Annotated in this window: 18 protein-coding genes, 4 tRNA genes and 1 riboswitch; of the genes, 18 read left to right on the forward strand and 4 right to left on the reverse strand. The window is 58.4% G+C overall.

The window, feature by feature from the left end; genetic code table 11:
* The first annotated feature begins 81 nt into the window (after positions 1 to 81).
* From astA to astE, 5 genes are all read left to right on the forward strand, one after another.
* Entirely contained in the window at positions 82 to 1,107 is a 1,026-nt protein-coding gene (gene astA / locus BK659_RS20485) for an arginine N-succinyltransferase (protein WP_123426779.1), read from the forward strand.
* Positions 1,104 to 2,573: a succinylglutamate-semialdehyde dehydrogenase gene (astD, locus tag BK659_RS20490; RefSeq protein ID WP_185015431.1), complete on the forward strand. Its 1,470-nt coding sequence runs from the start codon at positions 1,104 to 1,106 to the stop codon at positions 2,571 to 2,573. Before astA ends, astD begins: the two co-directional genes overlap by 4 nt.
* Positions 2,574 to 2,715: 142 nt before the next feature.
* On the forward strand, positions 2,716 to 4,062 hold the full coding sequence (gene astB / locus BK659_RS20495) for an N-succinylarginine dihydrolase (RefSeq protein WP_123426781.1): 1,347 nt from the start codon (positions 2,716 to 2,718) through the stop codon (positions 4,060 to 4,062).
* Positions 4,063 to 4,125: 63 nt separating this feature from the next.
* Positions 4,126 to 4,413 carry a topoisomerase II gene (locus BK659_RS20500; RefSeq protein ID WP_123426782.1) on the forward strand — a complete coding sequence of 96 codons (288 nt, stop codon included), beginning with the start codon at positions 4,126 to 4,128 and terminating at the stop codon, positions 4,411 to 4,413.
* Positions 4,414 to 4,425: 12 nt separating this feature from the next.
* Positions 4,426 to 5,436: a succinylglutamate desuccinylase gene (astE, locus tag BK659_RS20505; RefSeq protein WP_123426783.1), complete on the forward strand. Its 1,011-nt coding sequence runs from the start codon at positions 4,426 to 4,428 to the stop codon at positions 5,434 to 5,436.
* 153 nt (positions 5,437 to 5,589) lie between these two features.
* On the opposite strand, the gene BK659_RS20510 is transcribed toward astE, so the two are convergent.
* A complete protein-coding gene (locus BK659_RS20510; RefSeq protein ID WP_123426784.1) occupies positions 5,590 to 6,099 on the reverse strand; it encodes a 6,7-dimethyl-8-ribityllumazine synthase in 510 nt (169 codons plus the stop codon).
* Between the two features lie 120 nt (positions 6,100 to 6,219).
* A riboswitch (FMN riboswitch) is annotated at positions 6,220 to 6,390 on the reverse strand.
* Between the two features lie 216 nt (positions 6,391 to 6,606).
* Here BK659_RS20510 and ltaE point away from each other — a divergent pair.
* The 7 genes from ltaE (at position 6,607) to BK659_RS20545 (ending at position 12,572) form a co-directional block, all read left to right on the forward strand.
* Entirely contained in the window at positions 6,607 to 7,611 is a 1,005-nt protein-coding gene (ltaE, locus tag BK659_RS20515) for a low-specificity L-threonine aldolase (protein WP_123426785.1), read from the forward strand.
* Positions 7,612 to 7,757: 146 nt separating this feature from the next.
* Complete coding sequence (gene alaS, locus BK659_RS20520) at positions 7,758 to 10,379, forward strand: alanine--tRNA ligase (RefSeq protein ID WP_123426786.1); 2,622 nt, start codon at positions 7,758 to 7,760, stop codon at positions 10,377 to 10,379.
* An 89-nt stretch (positions 10,380 to 10,468) separates the two neighbouring features.
* On the forward strand, positions 10,469 to 11,710 hold the full coding sequence (locus BK659_RS20525; RefSeq protein ID WP_123426787.1) for an aspartate kinase: 1,242 nt from the start codon (positions 10,469 to 10,471) through the stop codon (positions 11,708 to 11,710).
* A gap of 186 nt (positions 11,711 to 11,896) precedes the next feature.
* Positions 11,897 to 12,085: a carbon storage regulator CsrA gene (gene csrA, locus BK659_RS20530; RefSeq protein ID WP_003178872.1), complete on the forward strand. Its 189-nt coding sequence runs from the start codon at positions 11,897 to 11,899 to the stop codon at positions 12,083 to 12,085.
* Positions 12,086 to 12,147: 62 nt separating this feature from the next.
* Positions 12,148 to 12,238 (forward strand) — tRNA-Ser (locus BK659_RS20535).
* 108 nt (positions 12,239 to 12,346) lie between these two features.
* Positions 12,347 to 12,423: transfer RNA gene (locus tag BK659_RS20540), tRNA-Arg, on the forward strand.
* A 72-nt stretch (positions 12,424 to 12,495) separates the two neighbouring features.
* Positions 12,496 to 12,572 (forward strand) — tRNA-Arg (locus BK659_RS20545).
* Positions 12,573 to 12,591: 19 nt separating this feature from the next.
* On the opposite strand, the gene BK659_RS20550 is transcribed toward BK659_RS20545, so the two are convergent.
* The gene (locus BK659_RS20550) at positions 12,592 to 13,104 is read right to left on the reverse strand and encodes a DUF4124 domain-containing protein (protein WP_123426788.1); all 513 of its coding nucleotides are present in this window, start codon (positions 13,102 to 13,104) and stop codon (positions 12,592 to 12,594) included.
* 320 nt (positions 13,105 to 13,424) lie between these two features.
* Between BK659_RS20550 and mgtE the strand changes: the two genes are divergently transcribed.
* Positions 13,425 to 14,867: a magnesium transporter gene (gene mgtE, locus BK659_RS20555; protein ID WP_123426789.1), complete on the forward strand. Its 1,443-nt coding sequence runs from the start codon at positions 13,425 to 13,427 to the stop codon at positions 14,865 to 14,867.
* Positions 14,868 to 15,032: 165 nt separating this feature from the next.
* Here mgtE and BK659_RS20560 read toward each other — a convergent pair whose 3' ends face one another.
* The gene (locus tag BK659_RS20560; protein WP_003178899.1) at positions 15,033 to 15,359 is read right to left on the reverse strand and encodes an Arc family DNA-binding protein; all 327 of its coding nucleotides are present in this window, start codon (positions 15,357 to 15,359) and stop codon (positions 15,033 to 15,035) included.
* Between the two features lie 370 nt (positions 15,360 to 15,729).
* On the opposite strand from BK659_RS20560, the gene phnN reads away from it, so the two are divergent.
* From phnN to BK659_RS20575, 3 genes are all read left to right on the forward strand, one after another.
* Positions 15,730 to 16,341, forward strand: a complete 612-nt coding sequence (gene phnN, locus BK659_RS20565; protein WP_123426790.1) for a phosphonate metabolism protein/1,5-bisphosphokinase (PRPP-forming) PhnN — start codon at positions 15,730 to 15,732, stop codon at positions 16,339 to 16,341.
* A gap of 114 nt (positions 16,342 to 16,455) precedes the next feature.
* Positions 16,456 to 16,532, forward strand: a tRNA-Arg gene (locus tag BK659_RS20570).
* 375 nt (positions 16,533 to 16,907) lie between these two features.
* Positions 16,908 to 17,144: a hypothetical protein gene (locus BK659_RS20575; RefSeq protein WP_123426791.1), complete on the forward strand. Its 237-nt coding sequence runs from the start codon at positions 16,908 to 16,910 to the stop codon at positions 17,142 to 17,144.
* A 52-nt stretch (positions 17,145 to 17,196) separates the two neighbouring features.
* Here BK659_RS20575 and BK659_RS20580 read toward each other — a convergent pair whose 3' ends face one another.
* Entirely contained in the window at positions 17,197 to 17,928 is a 732-nt protein-coding gene (locus BK659_RS20580; RefSeq protein ID WP_259740287.1) for a hypothetical protein, read from the reverse strand.
* A gap of 407 nt (positions 17,929 to 18,335) precedes the next feature.
* Between BK659_RS20580 and BK659_RS20585 the strand changes: the two genes are divergently transcribed.
* Positions 18,336 to 19,940, forward strand: a complete 1,605-nt coding sequence (locus tag BK659_RS20585; protein ID WP_123426793.1) for a tetratricopeptide repeat-containing response regulator — start codon at positions 18,336 to 18,338, stop codon at positions 19,938 to 19,940.
* Positions 19,937 to 20,629, forward strand: coding sequence for a sensor histidine kinase (locus BK659_RS20590; RefSeq protein ID WP_123426794.1), 693 nt, complete (start codon positions 19,937 to 19,939; stop codon positions 20,627 to 20,629). The genes BK659_RS20585 and BK659_RS20590 overlap by 4 nt, the downstream gene beginning before the upstream one ends.
* Positions 20,630 to 20,832: the final 203 nt, after the last annotated feature.

Here is a 20,832-nt window from a genome sequence, read left to right on the forward strand (position 1 = left end):
ACCTAGAGAAGCATGCCTGATTCAAGGCTTGAGAGCAGCGAGTTTCACGGGTGGCAATAGCGGCCCGTTTGAGGAGATAGCATGATCGTTCGTCCCGTACGCAGCAGCGATTTACCCGCTCTGATCGACCTGGCCCGCAGCACCGGCACCGGCCTGACCACCTTGCCGGCCAACGAAGAGCGTCTGTCTCATCGGGTTGGCTGGGCTGAAAAGACCTTTCGCGGCGAAGCGGGGCGCGGCGACGCGGACTACCTGTTCGTGCTCGAAGACGATAACGGTCGCGTGGTCGGTATTTCCGCGATTGCCGGCGCCGTCGGCCTGCGTGAGCCTTGGTACAACTTCCGGGTCGGTCTGACTGTCAGCGCTTCGCAAGAGCTGAACATCTACCGCGAAATCCCGACGCTGTTCCTGGCCAACGACCTGACCGGTAACTCCGAGCTGTGCTCGTTGTTCCTGCACGCCGATTACCGTTCCGGCCTCAACGGCCGCATGCTGGCCAAGGCGCGGATGCTGTTCATCGCCGAATTCCCGCAGCTGTTCGGCAACAAGATCATTGCCGAGATGCGCGGTGTGTCCGATGAAGCCGGCCGTTCGCCGTTCTGGGAAAGCCTGGGGCGACACTTCTTCAAAATGGAATTCAGCCAGGCTGATTACCTGACGGGCGTGGGCAACAAGGCGTTCATCGCCGAGCTGATGCCGAAGTTCCCGCTGTACACCTGCTTCCTCTCTGAAGACGCGCGCAATGTGATCGGCCAGGTTCACCCTGACACCGAGCCAGCGCTGGCGATGCTCAAGAGCGAAGGTTTCAGTTACCAGGGTTACGTCGACATCTTCGACGCCGGTCCTGCCGTTGAATGCGAAACCGGCAAGATCCGCGCGGTCCGCGACAGCCAGGCACTGGTGCTGGCCATCGGCACCCCGGGTGACGACGCCACGCCATTTTTGATTCACAACCGTAAACGCGAAGACTGCCGGATCACTGCCGCTCCAGCACGCTTTGCCGCCGGTACCCTGGTGGTCGACCAACTGACCGCCAAACGTCTTCAACTCAATGCCGGCGATCAAGTACGTGCCGTGCCGTTGTCTGCTGCTCGGGAGTCGAAATAATGAATTCGCTTTATATCGCCGGTGAATGGCTGGCTGGCCAGGGTGACACCTTCGAATCGCTGAACCCGGTGACCCAGCACGTATTGTGGTCGGGGCAGGGCGCGAGTGCTGCTCAGGTCGAAAGCGCGGTGCAAGCTGCGCGTCAGGCGTTCCCGGCCTGGGCCAAACGCTCCCTGGAAGACCGCATCGGCGTGCTGGAAGCCTTTGCCGCCAGCCTGAAAAAACACGCTGACGAACTGGCCCACTGCATCGGCGAAGAAACCGGTAAACCGCTGTGGGAAGCCGCGACTGAAGTGACCAGCATGGTCAACAAGATCGCCATTTCGGTGCAGAGCTACCGCGAACGTACCGGCGAGAAGAGCGGCCCGCTGGGCGACGCCACCGCCGTGTTGCGCCACAAGCCTCACGGTGTGGTGGCGGTGTTTGGTCCTTACAACTTCCCTGGGCATTTGCCGAACGGTCACATCGTTCCGGCGCTGCTGGCCGGTAACAGCGTGCTGTTCAAGCCAAGCGAGCTGACCCCGAAAGTCGCCGAGCTGACGGTCAAGTGCTGGATCGAAGCCGGTCTGCCGGCTGGCGTGCTGAACCTGCTGCAAGGCGCGCGTGAAACCGGGATCGCTCTGGCGGCCAATTCAGGCATCGACGGTCTGTTCTTCACCGGCTCCAGCCGTACCGGCAACCACCTGCATGCGCAGTTCTCCGGGCGTCCGGACAAGATCCTCGCGCTGGAGATGGGCGGCAACAACCCGCTGGTGGTCGATCAGGTCGCAGACCTTGATGCCGCGGTGTACACCATTATTCAGTCGGCGTTCATTTCTGCCGGTCAGCGTTGCACCTGCGCCCGTCGCTTGCTGGTACCGCAAGGCGCCTGGGGCGACACGCTGCTGGCGCGTCTGGTGGCGGTCAGCGCGACCATTGACGTCGGCGCATTCGATCAGCAACCGGCACCGTTCATGGGCTCGGTGGTTTCTCTGGCCGCTGCCAAAGCACTGATGGATGCGCAAGAACACTTGCTGGCCAATGGCGCCGTGTCGCTGCTGGAAATGACTCAGCCTCAGGCTAACGCCGCGCTGCTGACCCCGGGCATTCTTGATGTCAGCGCGGTTGCCGATCGTCCTGACGAAGAGCTGTTCGGCCCGTTGCTGCAAGTGATCCGCTACGCTGATTTCGAGGCGGCGATCGCTGAAGCCAACGACACCCAATACGGCTTGGCCGCAGGTTTGCTGTCGGATTCCGAAGCGCGTTATCAGCAGTTCTGGCTGGAAAGCCGCGCCGGTATCGTCAACTGGAACAAGCAGCTGACCGGTGCCGCGAGCAGCGCGCCATTCGGCGGTGTGGGAGCCTCGGGCAACCATCGCGCCAGCGCCTATTACGCAGCGGATTACTGCGCGTACCCGGTGGCCTCGCTGGAAACCCCAAGCCTGACACTACCGGCCGCCCTGACCCCTGGCGTGAAAATGGCGTGATGCCCAATCGCGAGCAAGCTCGCTCCCACAAGGGCGATGAAATCCCTGTGGGAGCGAGCTTGCTCGCGATGGCCGCGACTCGGTCGCACTGAACAGTTAGTTACTGAAGCCTATAACAACAGATTCTCGTGGAGCCTCGCTGATGAAATCCTATGAAGTCAATTTTGACGGTCTAGTGGGGCCGACCCATAACTACGGCGGTCTGTCTTACGGCAACGTTGCGTCCCAGAGCAACAGCCAGCAGTCTTCCAATCCGAAGGAAGCGGCGCTGCAAGGCCTGGCGAAAATGAAAGCGCTGATGGAAATGGGCTTTCAGCAAGGCGTACTCGCGCCGCAAGAACGTCCGGATGTCGGTGCGCTGCGCCGCCTGGGTTTCAGCGGCACCGACGCTCAAGTGATCGAGCAGGCCGCCAGGCAGGCGATGCCATTGCTGGTTGCCAACTGCTCGGCGTCGAGCATGTGGGTGGCCAACGCCGCCACGGTCAGCCCGAGTGCTGATACCGCTGACGGTCGCGTGCATTTCACCGCCGCCAACCTCAACTGCAAATACCACCGCAGCATCGAACACCCGACCACCAGCCGCGTGCTGGGGGCGATGTTCGCTGACCAGAAACACTTCGCTCACCACGCAGCATTGCCTGCCGTGGCGCAGTTCGGTGACGAAGGCGCAGCCAACCACACGCGTTTCTGCCGTGAATACGGCGAAGCCGGTGTCGAGTTCTTCGTGTTCGGTCGCAGCGCGTTCGATACTCGCTACCCGGAACCGCAGAAGTACCCGGCGCGTCAGACCCTCGAAGCTTCGCAAGCAGTTGCTCGTCTGCACGGCTTGAGTGATGACGGCGTGGTGTACGCCCAGCAGAATCCTGCGGTGATCGACCAGGGCGTGTTCCACAACGACGTGATCGCGGTCGGTAACGGCGAAGCGCTGTTCTATCACGAGGATGCTTTCCTCGACACCGAGCAGATGCTCGCCGAGCTGTCGGCCAAGCTTGCCAAGCGTGGCGGCCAGTTCAAGGCGATCTGCGTACCGCGCTCCCAGGTGTCGGTCGAAGACGCCGTGCGTTCTTACCTGTTCAACAGCCAGTTGCTGTCGCGCGCTGACGGTTCGATGCTGCTGATCGTGCCGCAAGAGTGCCAGAACAACCCGCGCGTCTGGCAGTACCTGCAAGAGCTGACCAGCTCCGGCGGCCTGATTCGCGAAGTGAAAGTCTTCGATCTCAAGCAAAGCATGCAGAACGGCGGTGGCCCGGCGTGCCTGCGGTTGCGTGTCGCACTGAATGAAACCGAGCTGGCGGCGGTCAACCCAGGGGTTATCATGACTGCGCCGTTGTATGGCACGCTGACCCAGTGGGTCGACAAGCACTACCGTGACCGCATGACCGAAAACGATCTGGCGGACCCACAATTGTTGCTTGAGTGCCGGACGGCACTGGATGAACTGACGCAAATCCTTAAACTGGGCGCGGTTTATCCATTCCAGATCAATTGAAAGCCCGCGTCCTGCTCATGAAGAGTCGGACGCGTTGCTTTATCTCCAGATGAGAACGTAATAATGAGCGATACCCTGCAGCTGATTCTTGAAGACACCGACGGCACTCAACTGGAAACTTCCTGCACCCGCGTTGCGGTCATGTGGCAAGGCAAAGAGTTGTGGATCCAGCAAGACGGCCGTGGCCAGTTGCTGATCGGCGTTGACGTCGAAGAAGGCGATGCTGAATACGCCAACCTGCTGCTGCGCCCATTGGCGACTAATCTGGTAAGTCTGCAACTGGAAATGGAACCGGCTGAAATCGGTGACGAAGACCACGTGCACGGCCCGGATTGCAAACACGATCACTAAGGAATTCGTTCTATGCTCGCCCTCGGCAAACTGCTTGAACTGACCCTCGCCGGCCGTGAACCGGCGGAGAAGACTCAACTGACTGTCGAAGGCGTGCGGATGCGCTGGCTGAGCGAAGGTGCGCTGGAAGTCCGGCCACCGGAGGCTCGCGACAATGGCCTGGACTTGCTGTTGTCGGCTGGCATCCACGGTAATGAAACAGCGCCGATCGAGTTGCTCGATCGCCTGTTGCATGACATCGCCCGCGGTGAATTGAAGCCGCGCGCACGTATTCTGTTCCTGTTCGGCAACCCCGAGGCCATGCGCCGCGGCGAGCGTTTTATCGAGCAGGACGTCAATCGGCTGTTCAATGGCCGTCACGAACTCAGCAGTGGCTCTGAAGCGCTGCGTGCCTGTGAGCTTGAGCGCCTGGCGGCGAGTTTCTTCAGCCTGCCGGACCGTTCCCGTTTGCACTACGACCTGCACACCGCGATCCGTGGTTCAAAAATCGAGCAGTTCGCACTGTACCCCTGGAAAGAAGGTCGCCAGCATTCCCGCCACGAACTGGCCCGCTTGCGCGCTGCCGGCATGGAAGCGGTGCTGTTGCAGAACAAGCCGTCCATCGTTTTCAGCTCGTACACCTACGACAAGCTCGATGCCGAGTCTTTCACCCTTGAGTTGGGCAAGGCCCGGCCGTTCGGGCAGAACGACGGGGTTAACGTCTCGCGTCTTGAAACCCTGTTGAAGCAGATCATCGAAGGCACCGAGCCGGAGTTGGCAGAACAGAGCCTGGATGGTTTGCAACTGTTCAGCGTGGCGCGGGAAATCATCAAGCACAGCGACAGCTTCCACTTGAACCTGCCGGCGGACATCGAGAACTTCTCGGAGCTGAAAAAGGGTTATCTGCTGGCCGAGGACATCGCCCAGACCCGCTGGATCGTCGAGGAGGAGGGTGCGCGAATCATCTTCCCGAACCCGAAGGTCAAGAACGGCCTGCGCGCCGGCATTTTGATTGTGCCGACCACCGGCGAAAACCTGGTCTGACCGGGATCTCGATCGCGACATAGAACCCTTGTGGGAGCGAGCTTGCTCGCGATGGCGAACTAACAGTCAACATCATCGTTGAATGTTAAACCGCCGTCGCGAGCAAGCTCGCTCCCACAGGTATTGCATTATCCCAGGGAGCGGGTGGGAGGCTTAGACGGCTACCGCGCGGTGTTCAGTGCGACGCAGCGCGCGCATCTTGTGCAGCGTATCGGCGCAGGTCTTCGCCGCTTCCTGACCCTTGTGCACGAAGTGCTCGAAGAAGAACTTCTGGTGCTCTTCGCCTGCATGGAAGTGATGCGGGGTCAGCACGACCGAGAATACCGGCACTTCGGTTTCCAGCTGAACCTGCATCAGGCCGCTGATTACCGACTGGGCGACGAACTCGTGACGGTAGATACCGCCGTCAACCACTAAACCTGCGGCGACGATGCCGGCGTAACGGCCGGACTTGGCCAGCAGCTTGGCGTGCAGTGGAATTTCAAAGGCGCCGCCGACTTCAAAAAAGTCGATATCCGATTCCTGATAGCCCTGAGCGACCATCTCGCTGACGAAGCCCTTACGGCTTTGGTCAACGATTTCCTTGTGCCAGCATGCCTGGATAAACGCTACGCGCTCAACCGGATGGTTTTTGCTTTTGCTATCGATTGCGGTGGGTTGCATCTGTTCTGACTCCTGTTTGTGTGAAAAACAGGGCGTTATGAATCGAATGGGATTTAAGGGTGCGTGCAGGTCAAGCGTGCAGTGTATGCGCGCTGCCCACGGACGGCCCTTTGGTGCCAATCCCGTTCTCTCTTCATCCGGACTATGACCGTCGGCCCCGGGATCACACCGGGTCTGCTGACCTTGCCGTCATCTGCTGCCGAAGCATCGGTGACACCAAGCGCTCGCGGGCTATGCGCATTGCGCGCAATTACCGCCGGTGGGGAGTTGCACCCCGCCCTGAGAACGTTTTGCTGCCAGATTTTCTGGCGGCGGAGAGTTTTTAACACATATTTGTGGGCTGCGCATCGCTGCTTTCTGATGATATACATCGGTTTTTCCGTTGGCTTGAGCCGCCTTTTCCTGGCTCAGGCCTTGATTAATCGCGGCGTTGGCCGCAGTAATCCTCTTCGAAACAGATTTTCCTTATCAGCAGCGACGTTAGCGTCCTATTCCGAGGCCTGATTCATGAGTGTTATCGATCTTCGTAGCGACACCGTCACCCAACCGACCGCAGGGATGCTCGACGCAATGGCCAGGGCAGCCACCGGAGATGATGTCTACGGCGAAGATCCGACCGTCAATCTCCTTGAGGCCGAACTGGCCAGGCGCCTGGGGTTTGCCGCAGCGCTGTTCGTGCCGACGGGCACCATGAGCAACTTGCTGGGGCTGATGGCCCACTGCGAGCGCGGTGACGAGTACATCGTCGGTCAGCAGGCGCACACTTATAAGTACGAAGGTGGTGGGGCAGCGGTGCTGGGCTCGATCCAGCCGCAGCCGCTGGAAGTTCAGGCCGACGGTTCGCTGGACCTGGCTCAGGTCGCGGCGGCGATCAAGCCGGACGACTTCCACTTCGCCCGGACCCGTCTGCTGGCGCTGGAAAACACCATGCAAGGCAAGGTGTTGCCGCTGGAGTACCTGGCGCGAGCTCGCCGCTTTACCCATGAACACGGTTTGTCGCTGCACCTGGACGGCGCGCGGTTGTACAACGCAGCGGTCAAGCTGGGCGTTGATGCACGGGAAATCACTCAGCACTTCGATTCGGTGTCGGTGTGCCTGTCCAAAGGACTTGGCGCGCCGATCGGTTCGGTACTCTGCGGTTCGGTCGAGTTGATAGGCAAGGCCCGACGTCTGCGCAAGATGGTCGGCGGCGGCATGCGCCAGGCCGGCATTCTCGCGGCGGCCGGCTTGTATGCGCTGGATCACAACGTGCAACGCCTGGCAGATGACCACGACAACGCGCAGTTTCTGGCTGAAGGCCTGCGCGCGGCGGGGTATACAGTCGAGCCTGTACAGACCAACATGGTTTACGTACAGATGGGCGACAAGTGCGACGCGATCAAGGTGTTTGCCGGTGAGCGCGGGATCAAGCTTAGCGCCGCCCCGCGCTTGCGCATGGTCACTCACATGGACGTCAGCCGGGCGCAGATCGAGCAGGTGATCGCGTCTTTCGTCGAGTTTTCGCAAAACTGAAGGTGTTAGCCGTCCAATTGACTGTTTGTATCGTACAAACACACTGTACCTGGTCACTAACGCCGATATAATGCGGCCCTTTGCCGTCGCTTCGTCCGTTGACGATTCGCACAGGCCTTTGGCCGCAGCCTCCGTGGAAGAACCTAATGAAAAGCGCAGAAATCCGTGAAGCCTTCCTTCGCTTCTTCGAAGAGCAAGGCCACACCCGTGTAGCCTCCAGCTCTTTGATTCCGGGCAACGACCCAACCCTGCTGTTCACTAACGCGGGGATGAACCAGTTCAAGGACTGCTTTCTGGGCCAGGAAAAGCGCGCCTATACCCGCGCCGTCAGCAGCCAGAAGTGCGTTCGCGCCGGTGGCAAGCACAACGACCTGGAAAACGTCGGTTATACCGCCCGTCACCACACCTTCTTCGAAATGCTGGGTAACTTCAGCTTCGGCGACTACTTCAAGCGTGATGCGATCACCTACGCCTGGACCTTCCTGACCTCCGACAAGTGGCTGAACCTGCCGAAGGAAAAACTCTGGGTCACGGTCTACGCCAGCGATGACGAGGCGTATGACATCTGGACCAAGGAAGTCGGGGTTCCGGCCGAGCGCATGGTGCGTATCGGCGACAACAAAGGCGCGCCATACGCGTCCGACAACTTCTGGACCATGGGCGATACCGGCCCGTGCGGTCCTTGCACCGAGATTTTCTACGATCACGGCGCCGATATCTGGGGTGGCCCGCCGGGTTCGCCAGAGGAAGACGGCGACCGTTACATCGAAATCTGGAACAACGTCTTCATGCAGTTCAACCGCACCGCCGATGGCGTGTTGCATCCGTTGCCAGCGCCGTCGGTGGATACCGGCATGGGCCTGGAGCGGATCAGTGCCGTGCTGCAGCACGTTCACTCGAACTATGAAATCGACCTGTTCCAGAGCCTGCTGAGCGCTTCGGCCAAGGCCATCGGTTGCACCAACGACAACCAGGCTTCGCTGAAAGTCGTTGCTGACCACATTCGTTCCTGCGGTTTCCTGATCGCCGACGGCGTGCTGCCGTCCAACGAAGGTCGCGGCTACGTGCTGCGCCGGATCATTCGTCGCGCTTGCCGTCACGGTAACAAGCTGGGTGCCAAGGGCAGCTTCTTCTATCAGATCGTTGGCGCACTGGTTGCCGAGATGGGCGAAGCCTTCCCTGAGCTGAAATCCCAGCAGGCGCACATCGAACGCGTACTGAAAGCTGAAGAAGAGCAGTTTGCCAAAACCCTGGAGCAGGGCCTGAAGATCCTCGAGCAGGATCTGGCCGAGCTCAAAGGCGATGTCGTGCCAGGCGACGTGGTGTTCAAGTTGTATGACACCTACGGCTTCCCGATGGACCTGACCGGCGACATCGCTCGCGAGCGCAGCCTGACCATCGACGAAGCAGGCTTCGAGCGCGAAATGGAAGCCCAGCGCGTCCGTGCACGTTCGGCCAGCTCCTTCGGCATGGACTACAACAGCCTGGTCAAGGTTGATGTGGCCACCGAGTTCACCGGTTACACCGCTCACAGCGGTTCAGCAAAAATCGTTGCTCTGTATAAAGACGGGCAATCGGTCGACGTGTTGAGCGAAGGCGAAGAGGGCGTGGTCGTTCTCGATCAGACGCCGTTCTATGCGGAGTCCGGTGGTCAGATTGGTGATTGCGGCTTCCTCCAGGCTGGCACTGCGCGTTTCGACGTGCGCGACACCACCAAGACCGGCGGCGCGTTCCTGCACCACGGTGTGCTGGATTCGGGCAGCCTGATCGTTGGCTCGCCCGTTCAGGCCCAGGTGGACGCTGACGTACGTCACGCCACTTCGCTGAACCACTCCGCGACTCACTTGCTGCACGCGGCATTGCGCCAGGTGCTGGGCGAGCACGTTCAGCAGAAAGGTTCGTTGGTCGACAGTCAGCGTCTACGCTTTGACTTCAGCCACTTTGAAGCGATCAAGCCTGAACAGCTGAAAGCACTGGAAGAAATCGTCAACGCCGAAATTCGCAAGAACTCCGAGGTTGAAACCGAAGAAACCGATATCGACACCGCCAAGCAAAAAGGCGCCATGGCGCTGTTCGGCGAGAAGTACGGCGATAGCGTGCGCGTACTGAGCATGGGTGACTTCTCCGTCGAGCTGTGCGGTGGTATTCACGCTAATCGCACTGGCGACATCGGCCTGCTGAAAATCATCAGCGAAGGCGGCGTGGCTTCTGGCGTACGTCGTATCGAAGCGGTGACAGGCGCTGCAGCACTGGCTTACCTGAACGCTGCAGAAGAGCAACTCAAGGAAGCGGCCAACCTGGTCAAGGGCAGCCGCGACAACCTGATCGACAAGCTGTCGGCTGTGCTTGAGCGCAACCGTCTGCTGGAAAAGCAACTCGAGCAGTTGCAAGCCAAGGCCGCCAGTGCGGCGGGCGATGACCTGTCGGCTTCGGCCCAGGACGTCAAAGGCGTGAAAGTACTGGCCGTGCGTCTCGACGGTCAGGACGGCAAGGCGCTGCTGGCGCTGGTCGATCAACTGAAGAACAAACTCGGCCGCGCAGTGATCCTGCTCGGCAGTGTCCATGAGGAAAAGGTCGTGTTGGTTGCGGGTGTGACCAAGGACCTGACTGGCCAACTCAAAGCCGGTGATTTGATGAAGCAAGCCGCTGCGGCAGTGGGCGGGAAGGGCGGTGGTCGTCCAGACATGGCGCAAGGCGGCGGTACTGACGCTGGCGCGCTGGACGCTGCATTGGCCCTGACCGTGCCGTTTGTAGAGCAGGGTATTTAAGGCAGAGTGCCGAGCCCGTCGTCTAGTGACGGGCCTGCAGCTGTTTGAGTGATTATTGGGCGCCCTTCATGGGCAGAGGCGGCTTTGAAATGGCTTTGATCGTACAGAAATTTGGAGGCACCTCAGTCGGCACTGTCGAGAGAATCGAGCAGGTCGCCGACAAGGTTAAGAAATTCCGCGATGCCGGCGATGACCTGGTGGTTGTGCTGTCTGCAATGAGCGGCGAGACCAACCGTCTGATCGATCTGGCCAAGCAAATCAGTGGCGACGATCAACCGGTTCCGCGTGAGCTGGATGTCATCGTCTCCACCGGTGAGCAGGTGACGATTGCACTGCTGGCCATGGCGCTGATCAAGCGCGGCGTACCGGCGGTGTCGTACACCGGTAACCAGGTACGGATTCTGACGGACAGCGCGCACAATAAAGCGCGTATCTTGCAGATTGACGACCAGAAGATTCGCGGTGACCTGAAGGCTGGTCGCGTGGTTGTCGTTGCCGGTTTCCAGGGCGTCGACGAGCACGGCAACATCACCACCCTCGGTCGTGGCGGTTCCGACACCACCGGCGTGGCGCTGGCAGCGGCCCTGAAGGCTGATGAATGCCAGATCTACACCGATGTCGACGGCGTCTACACCACCGACCCCCGCGTGGTGTCCGTGGCTCAGCGCCTGGACAAGATCACGTTTGAAGAGATGCTGGAAATGGCCAGCCTCGGTTCCAAGGTGTTGCAGATCCGCGCGGTCGAGTTCGCCGGTAAGTACAACGTTCCGCTGCGCGTACTGCACAGCTTCAAGGAGGGTCCGGGCACCCTCATTACTATTGATGAAGAGGAATCCATGGAACAGCCGATCATTTCCGGCATCGCTTTCAACCGCGATGAAGCCAAGCTGACCATCCGTGGCGTGCCAGACACCCCGGGCGTGGCCTTCAAGATTCTCGGCCCGATCAGCGCCGCGAACATCGAAGTCGACATGATCGTGCAGAACGTTGCGCACGATAACACCACCGACTTCACCTTCACTGTGCACCGCAATGACTACCAGGCGGCCCAGGCCGTGCTGGAAAACACCGCTCGCGAGATCGGTGCCCGTGAAGTCGTTGGCGACACCAAGATCGCCAAGGTGTCGATCGTCGGCGTCGGCATGCGTTCTCACGCAGGCGTTGCCAGTCGCATGTTCGAGGCCCTGGCTAAAGAAACCATCAACATCCAGATGATCTCGACTTCGGAAATCAAGGTTTCCGTAGTGATCGAAGAGAAGTACCTGGAATTGGCTGTGCGCGCGCTGCACACGGCTTTCGAACTGGACGCTCCGGCCCGACAGGGCGAGTGATGCGTTGCCCGAAGGGCGCGGTCTGACCGCGCCCTTTGTTTTCTTGAGTGGTGCGATAGAAGTCTGTTCTTTTGTTCGTGCTGGTCAATACTTAGGCGTGTAGGGCTGCGATCGTTCTGGTTGTAGGTCGAGCGCCTTTTTTTTGCAGACTGTTGTCCCTGAAATGAAATGCGTGAGGAGAAAGGTATGCTGATTCTGACTCGTCGGTGCGCAGAAAGCCTGATTATTGGTGATGGCGAAATCACCGTGACCGTGCTCGGCGTCAAAGGAAATCAAGTGCGTATTGGCGTTAACGCGCCTAAAGAGGTGGCTGTTCACCGTGAGGAAATCTACCTGCGGATCAAGAAAGAGAAGGACGACGAACCAAGCCATTAATTTTTATCGTTTTTTATGTTTGCAAACGGGGAAAAGGTTGGTTAAGATACGCCCCGTGTTGCGGAGAGCTGGCCGAGTGGCCGAAGGCGCTCCCCTGCTAAGGGAGTACACCTCAAAAGGGTGTCGGGGGTTCGAATCCCCCGTTCTCCGCCATTATTTGTTTAGTACGTTGTAATCTGGCTTCTTCGGTAAGTTGTTGAAATTACTAGAAAAAAGCGCTTTACAAAAAGATTCAACGGCCTATAATGCGCGGCAACAAATGCACTCGTAGCTCAGCTGGATAGAGTACTCGGCTACGAACCGAGCGGTCACAGGTTCGAATCCTGTCGAGTGCACCATTTAAGGGTTGTTTGCAGTAATGCAGGTAACCTGGCTTCAACCAGTTGTGATCTGGTCTAAAAACACAAATTGCACTCGTAGCTCAGCTGGATAGAGTACTCGGCTACGAACCGAGCGGTCACAGGTTCGAATCCTGTCGAGTGCACCAAACACCAAAAAGCCTGCGTCTAACGCGGGCTTTTTGCTGTCTGGGATTTGCCTTTTACACATCCCTTCTCATCGAACACGATTTGCGCGCTACGACCTTTCTTGCTGTCGTAGCGATAATTCGTTGTCGCGTTCCGAATGCTGATCTTGTCTGGTTTGCCGAGTGCGCTTTCAACGTCCTGCTGGCTCATGCCTGGAATGATCCGCTGATTGATGATTGCTTCGCGACGCTCCTTGGCACTGAGTATGTTTCCGCATTTGTCATTGATTTGGCCGACAACGGTCGGATCTCTCTGTGTGCTTTTAATGCCTGATGTTTCCTGGTGATTGGCGCCGGGGAGCATTGCCTCGAATTTGAAAAGGCTTGGGTTGTAAATGTTCTGCCGTGACAGCGCCTCTCCGGGAGGGCAGCTCAGCGTCGTGTAGGTGATGCGGCCCTTGGCGTCTTCGCATCGATGTACGGTCGTTGCAGTGGCTTGTAGGGGTAGGTAGAGCAGGGTGATCAACAGGGTTGCGAGTTTATTCCTGGGCATTGGGCGTCCTCCATGACGGTCGCGATCAAGGATAGTCACTGCATTTTTCAGCGGTGGTGTGTTTTCTTTTCAGGATGATTCGTCGCAGGTTCACGGATGTGGACAGTGCTCAGGTTTGTCTCGCAAGCGCTTGTTTCAGGCAGGATTTTTTAACGTTTAAAACCCTCAAGCGGTGTATGATTGCGCCCGTCAGCCCCGCCGGGGCTTGTGGAATACCTCCATGGACTTACCCAGTAGTTACTCAGTATCCCGTTTTACCAATCATGAATTGACTGATTGATCCTTCCGGCGTGCCCCGCTGCTGGGAGTGGAGTTCGCCTATGACTGAAGTTGAAGTAAAGAAAACGCAAGAAAGCTTGCAAGACCGCCTTGCTCAAGTCGTTGAGCTGCTGCAGCGCCAGCGGGTAGTCGAAGACCTGACTCATCGCCAGGAAGGTCATCATCACGATCTGGTCGAGAACCTCGTCCACCGGCAAAACCTCGTCGAGCTGCAACGCAAACTCGATGATCTGCACTCCGCCGACGTTGCTTACATCCTTGAAGCCTTGCCGCTCGCCGAGCGTCTGACTGTCTGGCAGTTGGTCAAGGCCGAACGTGACGGCGACATCCTGCTCGAAGTATCCGACTCGGTTCGTGAAACCCTGATCGCCGACATGGATGATCAGGAACTCCTGGCTGCGGCCAAGGAGATGGATGCCGACGAACTTGCTGACCTGGCCCCCGAGCTGCCGCGAGACGTCGTCCACGAGCTGATGGAAACCCTTGATGGCCAACAGCGTGAGCGCGTTCGCTCCGCGTTGTCCTATGACGAGGAGCAGGTCGGTGCATTGATGGACTTCGAGATGGTGACGATCCGCGAGGATGTCAGTCTGGAAGTGGTTCTGCGTTACTTGCGTCGCCTCAAAGAGCTGCCAGGTCATACCGACAAATTGTTCGTGGTTGACTACGACGGTGTGCTCAAAGGTGTGCTGCCAATCAAGCGACTGTTGGTCAACGATCCAGACAAGCAAGTCTCGGAAGTCATGGCCAGCGACCCGGTGAGTTTTCACCCGGATGAAGACGCCTACGATGCTGCACAGGCTTTTGAGCGTTATGACTTGATTTCGGCCCCGGTGGTCGACAAGAACGACAAGCTCATTGGTCGTTTGACCATCGATGAAATGGTCGACCTGATTCGTGAAGAGAGCGAAAACGAAGTTCTCAACATGGCGGGTCTGCGTGAAGAGGAAGATATTTTCGCGTCAGTCTGGAAGTCCCTGCGCAACCGCTGGGCCTGGCTGGCGATCAACCTGATTACCGCGTTTGTTGCATCGCGGGTGATCGGGCTGTTTGAGGGTTCTATCGAGAAGCTGGTGGCCCTGGCAGCGTTGATGCCGATCGTTGCCGGTATTGGCGGTAACTCCGGCAACCAGACGATCACCATGATCGTTCGTGCCATGGCGCTCGATCAGGTCAGTACTGGTAACACCTCGCGCCTCATGCGCAAGGAGCTGGCGGTTGGTTTGATCAATGGCCTGGTCTGGGGCGGGGTAATCGGCGTGGTGGCCTACCTGCTGTACGGCAGTTGGTCGCTGGGCGTGGTGATGACTGCTGCCATGACCTTGAATCTGTTGCTGGCAGCGTTGATGGGGGTCTTGATTCCGATGACCCTGGCGCGCTTTGGACGCGACCCTGCAATGGGGGCGAGCGTCATGATCACGGCCATGACCGACAGCGGCGGCTTCTTCATCTTCCTGGGGCTGGCGACAATCTTCCTGCTCTGAGTTTCTATTGCGCGGTTCTGCTCAAACCAGCAGGCCGCGCACCTTCATTTTTCAATCTATTAGCGTAATCTCGATGGCAGCTGGACGTGCTGTCGAGAAAGTGATTGCCTGAATTTCAGGTAAAAAAAAGCCAGCACATGGCTGGCTTGAACTTTCGGGATGTAATCAGGAAGCGTCTGCGGCCATTTCGGCGTCATGGGCAATCAGCGAAACCAGTGCATTTTGCTGGCGGTGGGAGAGTTGGCGGAAGCGTTGAAGCAGTTCGCGTTCGTGCAGTGACAGTTCGGGGCTGTCCAGGCGCATGCTCAATTCTTCGCCCAGCGCGCCTTCCTGAATAAGACTCTGCTCCAGGCGCGCGATGATCTCGGAATTCATGCTGCGATGATGATTGCGAGCCACCTCGGCAATGCGTTCACGCATCCCGTCTGGCAGACGTACGACGAACTTGTCAGCCGTACGGCTGGAATAAATTGCCTGTTTCAATGGGCGCATATATTTAACCGGTTAGTTCAGGGGAGCGGTTCTCGGAATTGGCCGCAGGATGTCATGTAGGACAAGCTTCGTGACCAAATGTTCAACCTGAATTGATAAGAGGCCCGCATCATGCCTCAAAGTTGCCAGATCATTGGCGTCAATTCTGTGACAAATATTGAACTGGAAGCAGGCGTTATGCCAGCACCAATTATCAGAAATGCGGACTGGTTTGAAAACAGTTACCGGGCCCGTACATCTGACCGCGTCCTCTTTGCCGTCAGGTGGGTGCTTGAGCGCCCCTGAACGTGCATGCTATGCGGATACGATCTTCGTTCCTTACCTGATACAGAATAGTGGCAAATGGCCGATTTACTAGGGCGAACATGTAATGCGAGATGATATCGGGACGCGCGGCAGACTTATTTACGTGATGGGGCCGTCCGGCTCCGGCAAGGACAGCCTGATCGATGCCGCCCGCGATTCTCTGCTTCACCTCAATTGCATTGTGGCGCGCAGGGTGATTACCCGGTCGGCCGAGTCGGTCGGCGAAGACGCTTTGGGTGTTTCTACGGCGCAATTTGCTCAGATGAGGCGCGAGGGCGGTTTTGCGCTGTGCTGGCATGCCAATGGGCTCGATTACGGCATTCCCGCAGAGATCGACCAGTGGTTGAGTGAAGGCCGCCATGTACTGATCAACGGCTCAAGAGGTCATCTCCCTGCAGCTATGGCGCGTTATCCGACGCTGTTGCCTATATTGCTGACGGTCAAAACCGATGCCCTGCGCAAACGTCTTCAGCGGCGAGGGCGCGAGAGCGCTGAGGAAATCGAAGCCCGACTTGAGCGCAATGCACAGTTTTCAACGGATGCTGCCCAGGATCGCGCAGAGGGGATTTTTCAGCTGGATAATTCTGGCGAGCTTTCCACTGCGGTCGATAACTTGCTGACTCTACTGACGCGGGAGGGTGTCAGCGCAAAAAACGGATCGAATCCGAATCTGTGATCGAAGCCGGCGCTTGCCTACACTTAATAAGCCTACAGACGACATGACAAAACCGGGCTTGCCCGTTAACATGCACGCCGTCCATCGCGCCGCATGTCCTTGCGGCCGGCCTGTGTCTCAGTAGCTCAATTGGATAGAGCATCCCCCTCCTAAGGGGAAGGTTGGCAGTTCGAACCTGCCCTGGGACACCAATATAAATCGGGCCTCTTCAACCACTTTCCTGGCAGATCATTTTCTCCGTGGCAGCAGGGTGGCAGCAGAAGGTCAAAAAAGCCCCGCCGGGCGATAACCGGGCGGGGCTTTTTTATTCTATTTAAGGGGCTGACAGATACAGCTCGCCATCATCATCCTGGGCGTTTGCGCCAAGTCGACTCGCGACTGGCTGATACGTATCGGTTACGTTGCCTGATACAGGTCGAATCCAGACTGTTACCTTCCCGGGCGTGTTGTCACTTCTGCAACGTTCTACAGGCCAATAAAGTAGTGCCATCAGTGTGTTTGCAGGGGCGCGAGTGCGTGTGGGCCCTGTTGTCCACTGATCCCCTAATCACGGAAGAGGTGACACCATGAGTTTCGTAACCGTTGAAAAAAACCAGAGCAGCGCCCCGTCGGAAGCCGACCTGAAAAAAGCCATGGTCGAGTCCGGCGGTACGCCGGGCGTGGTGACTGGAAACAACGCCAGCCGAACCCTGACTTATACCGGCACGGTCAATCACACGGTGTATGAGAACAAGCTGATCCAGATCGCCAAAGGCAAGCGAACCAGCTGGAACTTTGTCTGGGCTGATGTCCTGGTGAGTTGAGGTCACGGCGTAGCCGCCGCATCGGGGGCAATCTTGCGGTTGCCCCTTCTGCTCAGGAATCGTCACTGCCACCTTGGGCGAAGTAGCCTGTCAGCGACCGACAGATGGACTCGGCCAGATCTTCCTGGGTGGCGATGCCATAGGGTCTATTGCGATCGAACTGCGCTGACCAACGAATGTGGCCCTGAGCGACATCGATCAGGCGTACCGAGGCCCGGACGCGAGCGGCTTCCACTCGCACGCTGCCCTCCAGGGAGTAGCTGCCTCGTCCCGCCCGTCCCTGGGGTGGTGCTTTTACGCTACTGCGTGGCACATTCATCAGCACATGGTTCGCACGGGGCAGCATCTGTTCGAACGACTCGAACAGCCTGCAGCTCAATTCTTCGTACAAGCCCCGGGTAAAGTCGTCGCCATGGCGGGTGATACAGGTAAACGGCAGGATCTGCAGGACAGGGTGGCGTGTGACGGTCCTCCTGGGCCTGAGTCGCTCGTACGCCAGCCGATAACAACCGGGCGGCACACTCAGGCGTACCGGATCCTGCTGGCCAAGGGTGGCGTAATGGCTGGTGAGCTTGCGTCGCAACCGGCCGACCTGCACCCGCACCACCGGATCGTCACTGGTGCAGTAGACCGCCGGGTCGCGACGAAACACCGCGATGCCTATGGCATGCTCGGTGAGAGGGATGTCCGAGCATTGGAGGTCGTGCTCGACCAGGAACCGCAGCAGGCTGCCCATCCGGCTCGACTTGGCAAACAACGGACTGGTCAGTAGACGCCTCAGCACCTGCTCCACCTCTTCCCGGCCGAGAGGCTCGGGCACAGTCTCCAAACTCGAATTGCCAATGCGCTTGATCACCTTCGGCCTGCCTCCCTGCAGCTTGCCGGCTGTCGCTAGCCACGTTCAACGGCCGCCCATGGATCGGCTTGAGCGCTGCCAACTCGTAGCTTAGCAGTTGCAACAGGGCGGGGAAGAGATTGAAGCGGGTCAGTCATACCCAGGGCTTTTTGAGGTTTTTTTTGAAGGGCATCCAGGTAAACCCACAATTGTTTGCCGACACCTATAAGGGAACGCCACAAACGGCCGATAACCCGATGGGCCGTTGTCCTGCGCGACGCCTCAATGGGCAGCGAGTTTGAGCTGGTCCCTGCATTTGTCTTTGGGTTCACCTTCTTAATTGCCTGGAATCTTCGATGCTGGCGTACCACCAAAAGAGCTTTTTGATCGTCGATGATTTCTCGGATTTCCGTAGTTCGGTCAGGTCGATGCTGCGTGAGTTGGGTGTCAAGGATGTCGACACTGCCGACACGGGCGAGGTGGCGCTGCGCATGTGTGCGCAGAAGCGCTACGACTTCATCCTGCAGGATTATCACCTTGGCGATGGCAAGAAGAACGGTCAGCAGGTGCTCGAAGACCTGATGGTCGAGAAGCTGATCAGCCACGAAAGCGTGTTTCTGATGGTCACTGCCGAGAGCAGTCAGGCGATGGTGCTCAGTGCGCTCGAGCATGAGCCGGATGCTTATCTGACCAAGCCTTTCAACCGCGCCGGTCTGGCCCAGCGGTTGGAGCGACTGGAGCAGCGCAAGACGTTGCTCAAACCGATCCTGCAGGCGCTGGATCGGGGCAATCCTGTTGAAGTGCTGAATGCCTGCATTGCACTGTGCAAGCAAGACCCGCGTTATTCGCCGCTGTGCCTGCGCTACCGTGCCGATGCGCTGCGCGACATGAATCAGAATGAGGCGCTGGAGCGCTTGTACAACAGCATTCTGGCGGATCGCCCGTTGCCTTGGGCCTATGTCGGTCTGGGGCGATTGATGTTCAAGCGTGGCCAGATTGCTCAGGCAAAAGCCGTGTACGAAAAGGCGCTGAAGGCTTTCCCGATGATGCCGGCGCTGTATGACGGCCTGGCCGAAGTGCTGGTCGCTGAAGGCGACACCAAGGCTGCACAGAACGTGCTCGAAGAAGCCGTTCGGTTGTCGCCATTGGCGGTGCGCAGGCAGTCGTTGCTGGGCAAGTTGGCGATGACCAACGAAGACTTCGAAGGCGCGGCGAAAGCCTATCGTCAGGCGGTCTCGCAAGGAGCACAGTCACGCTTCAAGGACCCGGAAAGCAATCTGGGTCTGGCGCATGCACTCATCAGCAAAGGTAGCGAAAAAGGTCTGGATACCCGCACTCGACTGGAGATCAACCAGACCCTGAGCGCGGTTGCCAAGGAAAACATCAACGATCCGGGGTTGCAGATTCGGGCGCGTTTGATGAAAGCCACCAGCCTGCTGCTCAACGATGCCGAAACCGCCGAGAAGCTGACGGAGCAGGCACTGACCCGTCTGGATGGCATGGAGCAGTTCATGAGCGCCGAAGCGGCGCTGCTGGTCGCCAAGCAGTTGAAGATGCTGGGGCAGGCAGACGCCGGCAATTCGATGTTGAAAAACTGCGCAGAGATTTACGGTGACGATCCGGTGGTAATGCAGGGCATCGCCAAGCAGACCGACGACCCGGCGATTCTCAACTCCGGCAATGCGGCGGCAGATCTCAACCGCCAGGGTGTTCGCAGTTACAAGGCGGGCGCGCTCCCCGAGGCGCGGGAGCTTTTCCGCGGCGCACTGTTGTTGCAGCCGAAGAACATCAGTATTGCGCTCAACATGGCGCAATCGCTGTTACATGGGGCCGATGCGAACCTCGACGCAGCGCTGCTGGAAGAGTGCCGCACGTGCCTGAAAATGGTGGGCATGATGCCCGAGAGCGACGCGCGTTATCCGCGTTATCAGAAGCTGCGAAGCAAGGCGTTTGGCGAATGAATAGTACGGATGAGGGGCTCGACTTTTCCACGGTGATTGCCTCCACCGTGCACGACATGAAGAATTCCCTGGCCATGCTCATGCAAGCCCACGGACAGTGGCTTGCACGTTTGCCTGATGCTCAGCAGCAAACCGCCGAGCAGGGTGTGATCGACTATGAGTTCGCTCACCTCAACGGCATGCTGGTGCAGTTGCTGGGGCTCTACAAGCTCGGCGTCAACCAGTTGCCGTTGCGCCCGGACTATCACGAACTGGACGATTTCATCGAAGCGCAGTTGGCGGCTCATCAGGACGTGTTCAAGAGTCGCGGCATTCTGGTGACTTATGAGGTCGATCCCCTGAGCCCTCTCGGGTTCTTCGATCGGGAGCTGATTGGAACGGTGCTGGCCAACGCGATCAACAACGCCATTCGTCATGCCCGGCATTCGCTGTTGATCAGCGTGGGTGAAGAAACCGGGCAGTTGGTAATGGCGATCAATGACGACGGCGATGGGTTCCCGGCCCCGATGATCGAGCGTCAGGCGGATTACGTGCAGGGCATTAACCCGGCCAGTGGCAGCACCGGCCTTGGCCTGTATTTCGCCGCGCGCATTGCACAACTGCACCAGCGCAACGGTGAGCACGGGCGTACCGAAATCCGAAATGGCGGCCCATTGGGCGGCGGATTGTTCAGTCTTTATCTGCCCTAATCGAGCACAACTTCTGTAGGAGCTGCCGAAGGCTGCGATCTTTTGATTTTTGCGTCCTTGATGACGCCGGAAGATCAAAAGATCGCAGCCTTCGGCAGCTCCTACATTTTTGTAAGGCGGTGCTTGATATTCCGAACGGCTGGTGCCTATTTTGTACACGTCGCCGTTCGCGGCTTGCGCACTACAAGGATAGAGTCATGACG

Origin of the sequence: Pseudomonas brassicacearum (genome assembly GCF_003732225.1) — a bacterium.
GTDB lineage: Bacteria > Pseudomonadota > Gammaproteobacteria > Pseudomonadales > Pseudomonadaceae > Aquipseudomonas > Aquipseudomonas brassicacearum_E.

Bases quoted from the DNA above. Each gene is read 5' to 3' on its own strand.
- astA (WP_123426779.1), top strand. From the start codon at position 82: ATGATCGTTCGTCCCGTACGCAGCAGCGATTTACCCGCTCTGATCGAC.
- astB (WP_123426781.1), top strand. From the start codon at position 2,716: ATGAAATCCTATGAAGTCAATTTTGACGGTCTAGTGGGGCCGACCCAT.
- BK659_RS20500 (WP_123426782.1), top strand. From the start codon at position 4,126: ATGAGCGATACCCTGCAGCTGATTCTTGAAGACACCGACGGCACTCAA.
- astE (WP_123426783.1), top strand. From the start codon at position 4,426: ATGCTCGCCCTCGGCAAACTGCTTGAACTGACCCTCGCCGGCCGTGAA.
- BK659_RS20510 (WP_123426784.1), bottom strand. From the start codon at position 6,099: ATGCAACCCACCGCAATCGATAGCAAAAGCAAAAACCATCCGGTTGAG.
- ltaE (WP_123426785.1), top strand. From the start codon at position 6,607: ATGAGTGTTATCGATCTTCGTAGCGACACCGTCACCCAACCGACCGCA.
- alaS (WP_123426786.1), top strand. From the start codon at position 7,758: ATGAAAAGCGCAGAAATCCGTGAAGCCTTCCTTCGCTTCTTCGAAGAG.
- BK659_RS20525 (WP_123426787.1), top strand. From the start codon at position 10,469: ATGGCTTTGATCGTACAGAAATTTGGAGGCACCTCAGTCGGCACTGTC.
- csrA (WP_003178872.1), top strand. From the start codon at position 11,897: ATGCTGATTCTGACTCGTCGGTGCGCAGAAAGCCTGATTATTGGTGAT.
- BK659_RS20550 (WP_123426788.1), bottom strand. From the start codon at position 13,104: ATGCCCAGGAATAAACTCGCAACCCTGTTGATCACCCTGCTCTACCTA.
- mgtE (WP_123426789.1), top strand. From the start codon at position 13,425: ATGACTGAAGTTGAAGTAAAGAAAACGCAAGAAAGCTTGCAAGACCGC.
- BK659_RS20560 (WP_003178899.1), bottom strand. From the start codon at position 15,359: ATGCGCCCATTGAAACAGGCAATTTATTCCAGCCGTACGGCTGACAAG.
- phnN (WP_123426790.1), top strand. From the start codon at position 15,730: ATGCGAGATGATATCGGGACGCGCGGCAGACTTATTTACGTGATGGGG.
- BK659_RS20575 (WP_123426791.1), top strand. From the start codon at position 16,908: ATGAGTTTCGTAACCGTTGAAAAAAACCAGAGCAGCGCCCCGTCGGAA.
- BK659_RS20585 (WP_123426793.1), top strand. From the start codon at position 18,336: ATGCTGGCGTACCACCAAAAGAGCTTTTTGATCGTCGATGATTTCTCG.
- BK659_RS20590 (WP_123426794.1), top strand. From the start codon at position 19,937: ATGAATAGTACGGATGAGGGGCTCGACTTTTCCACGGTGATTGCCTCC.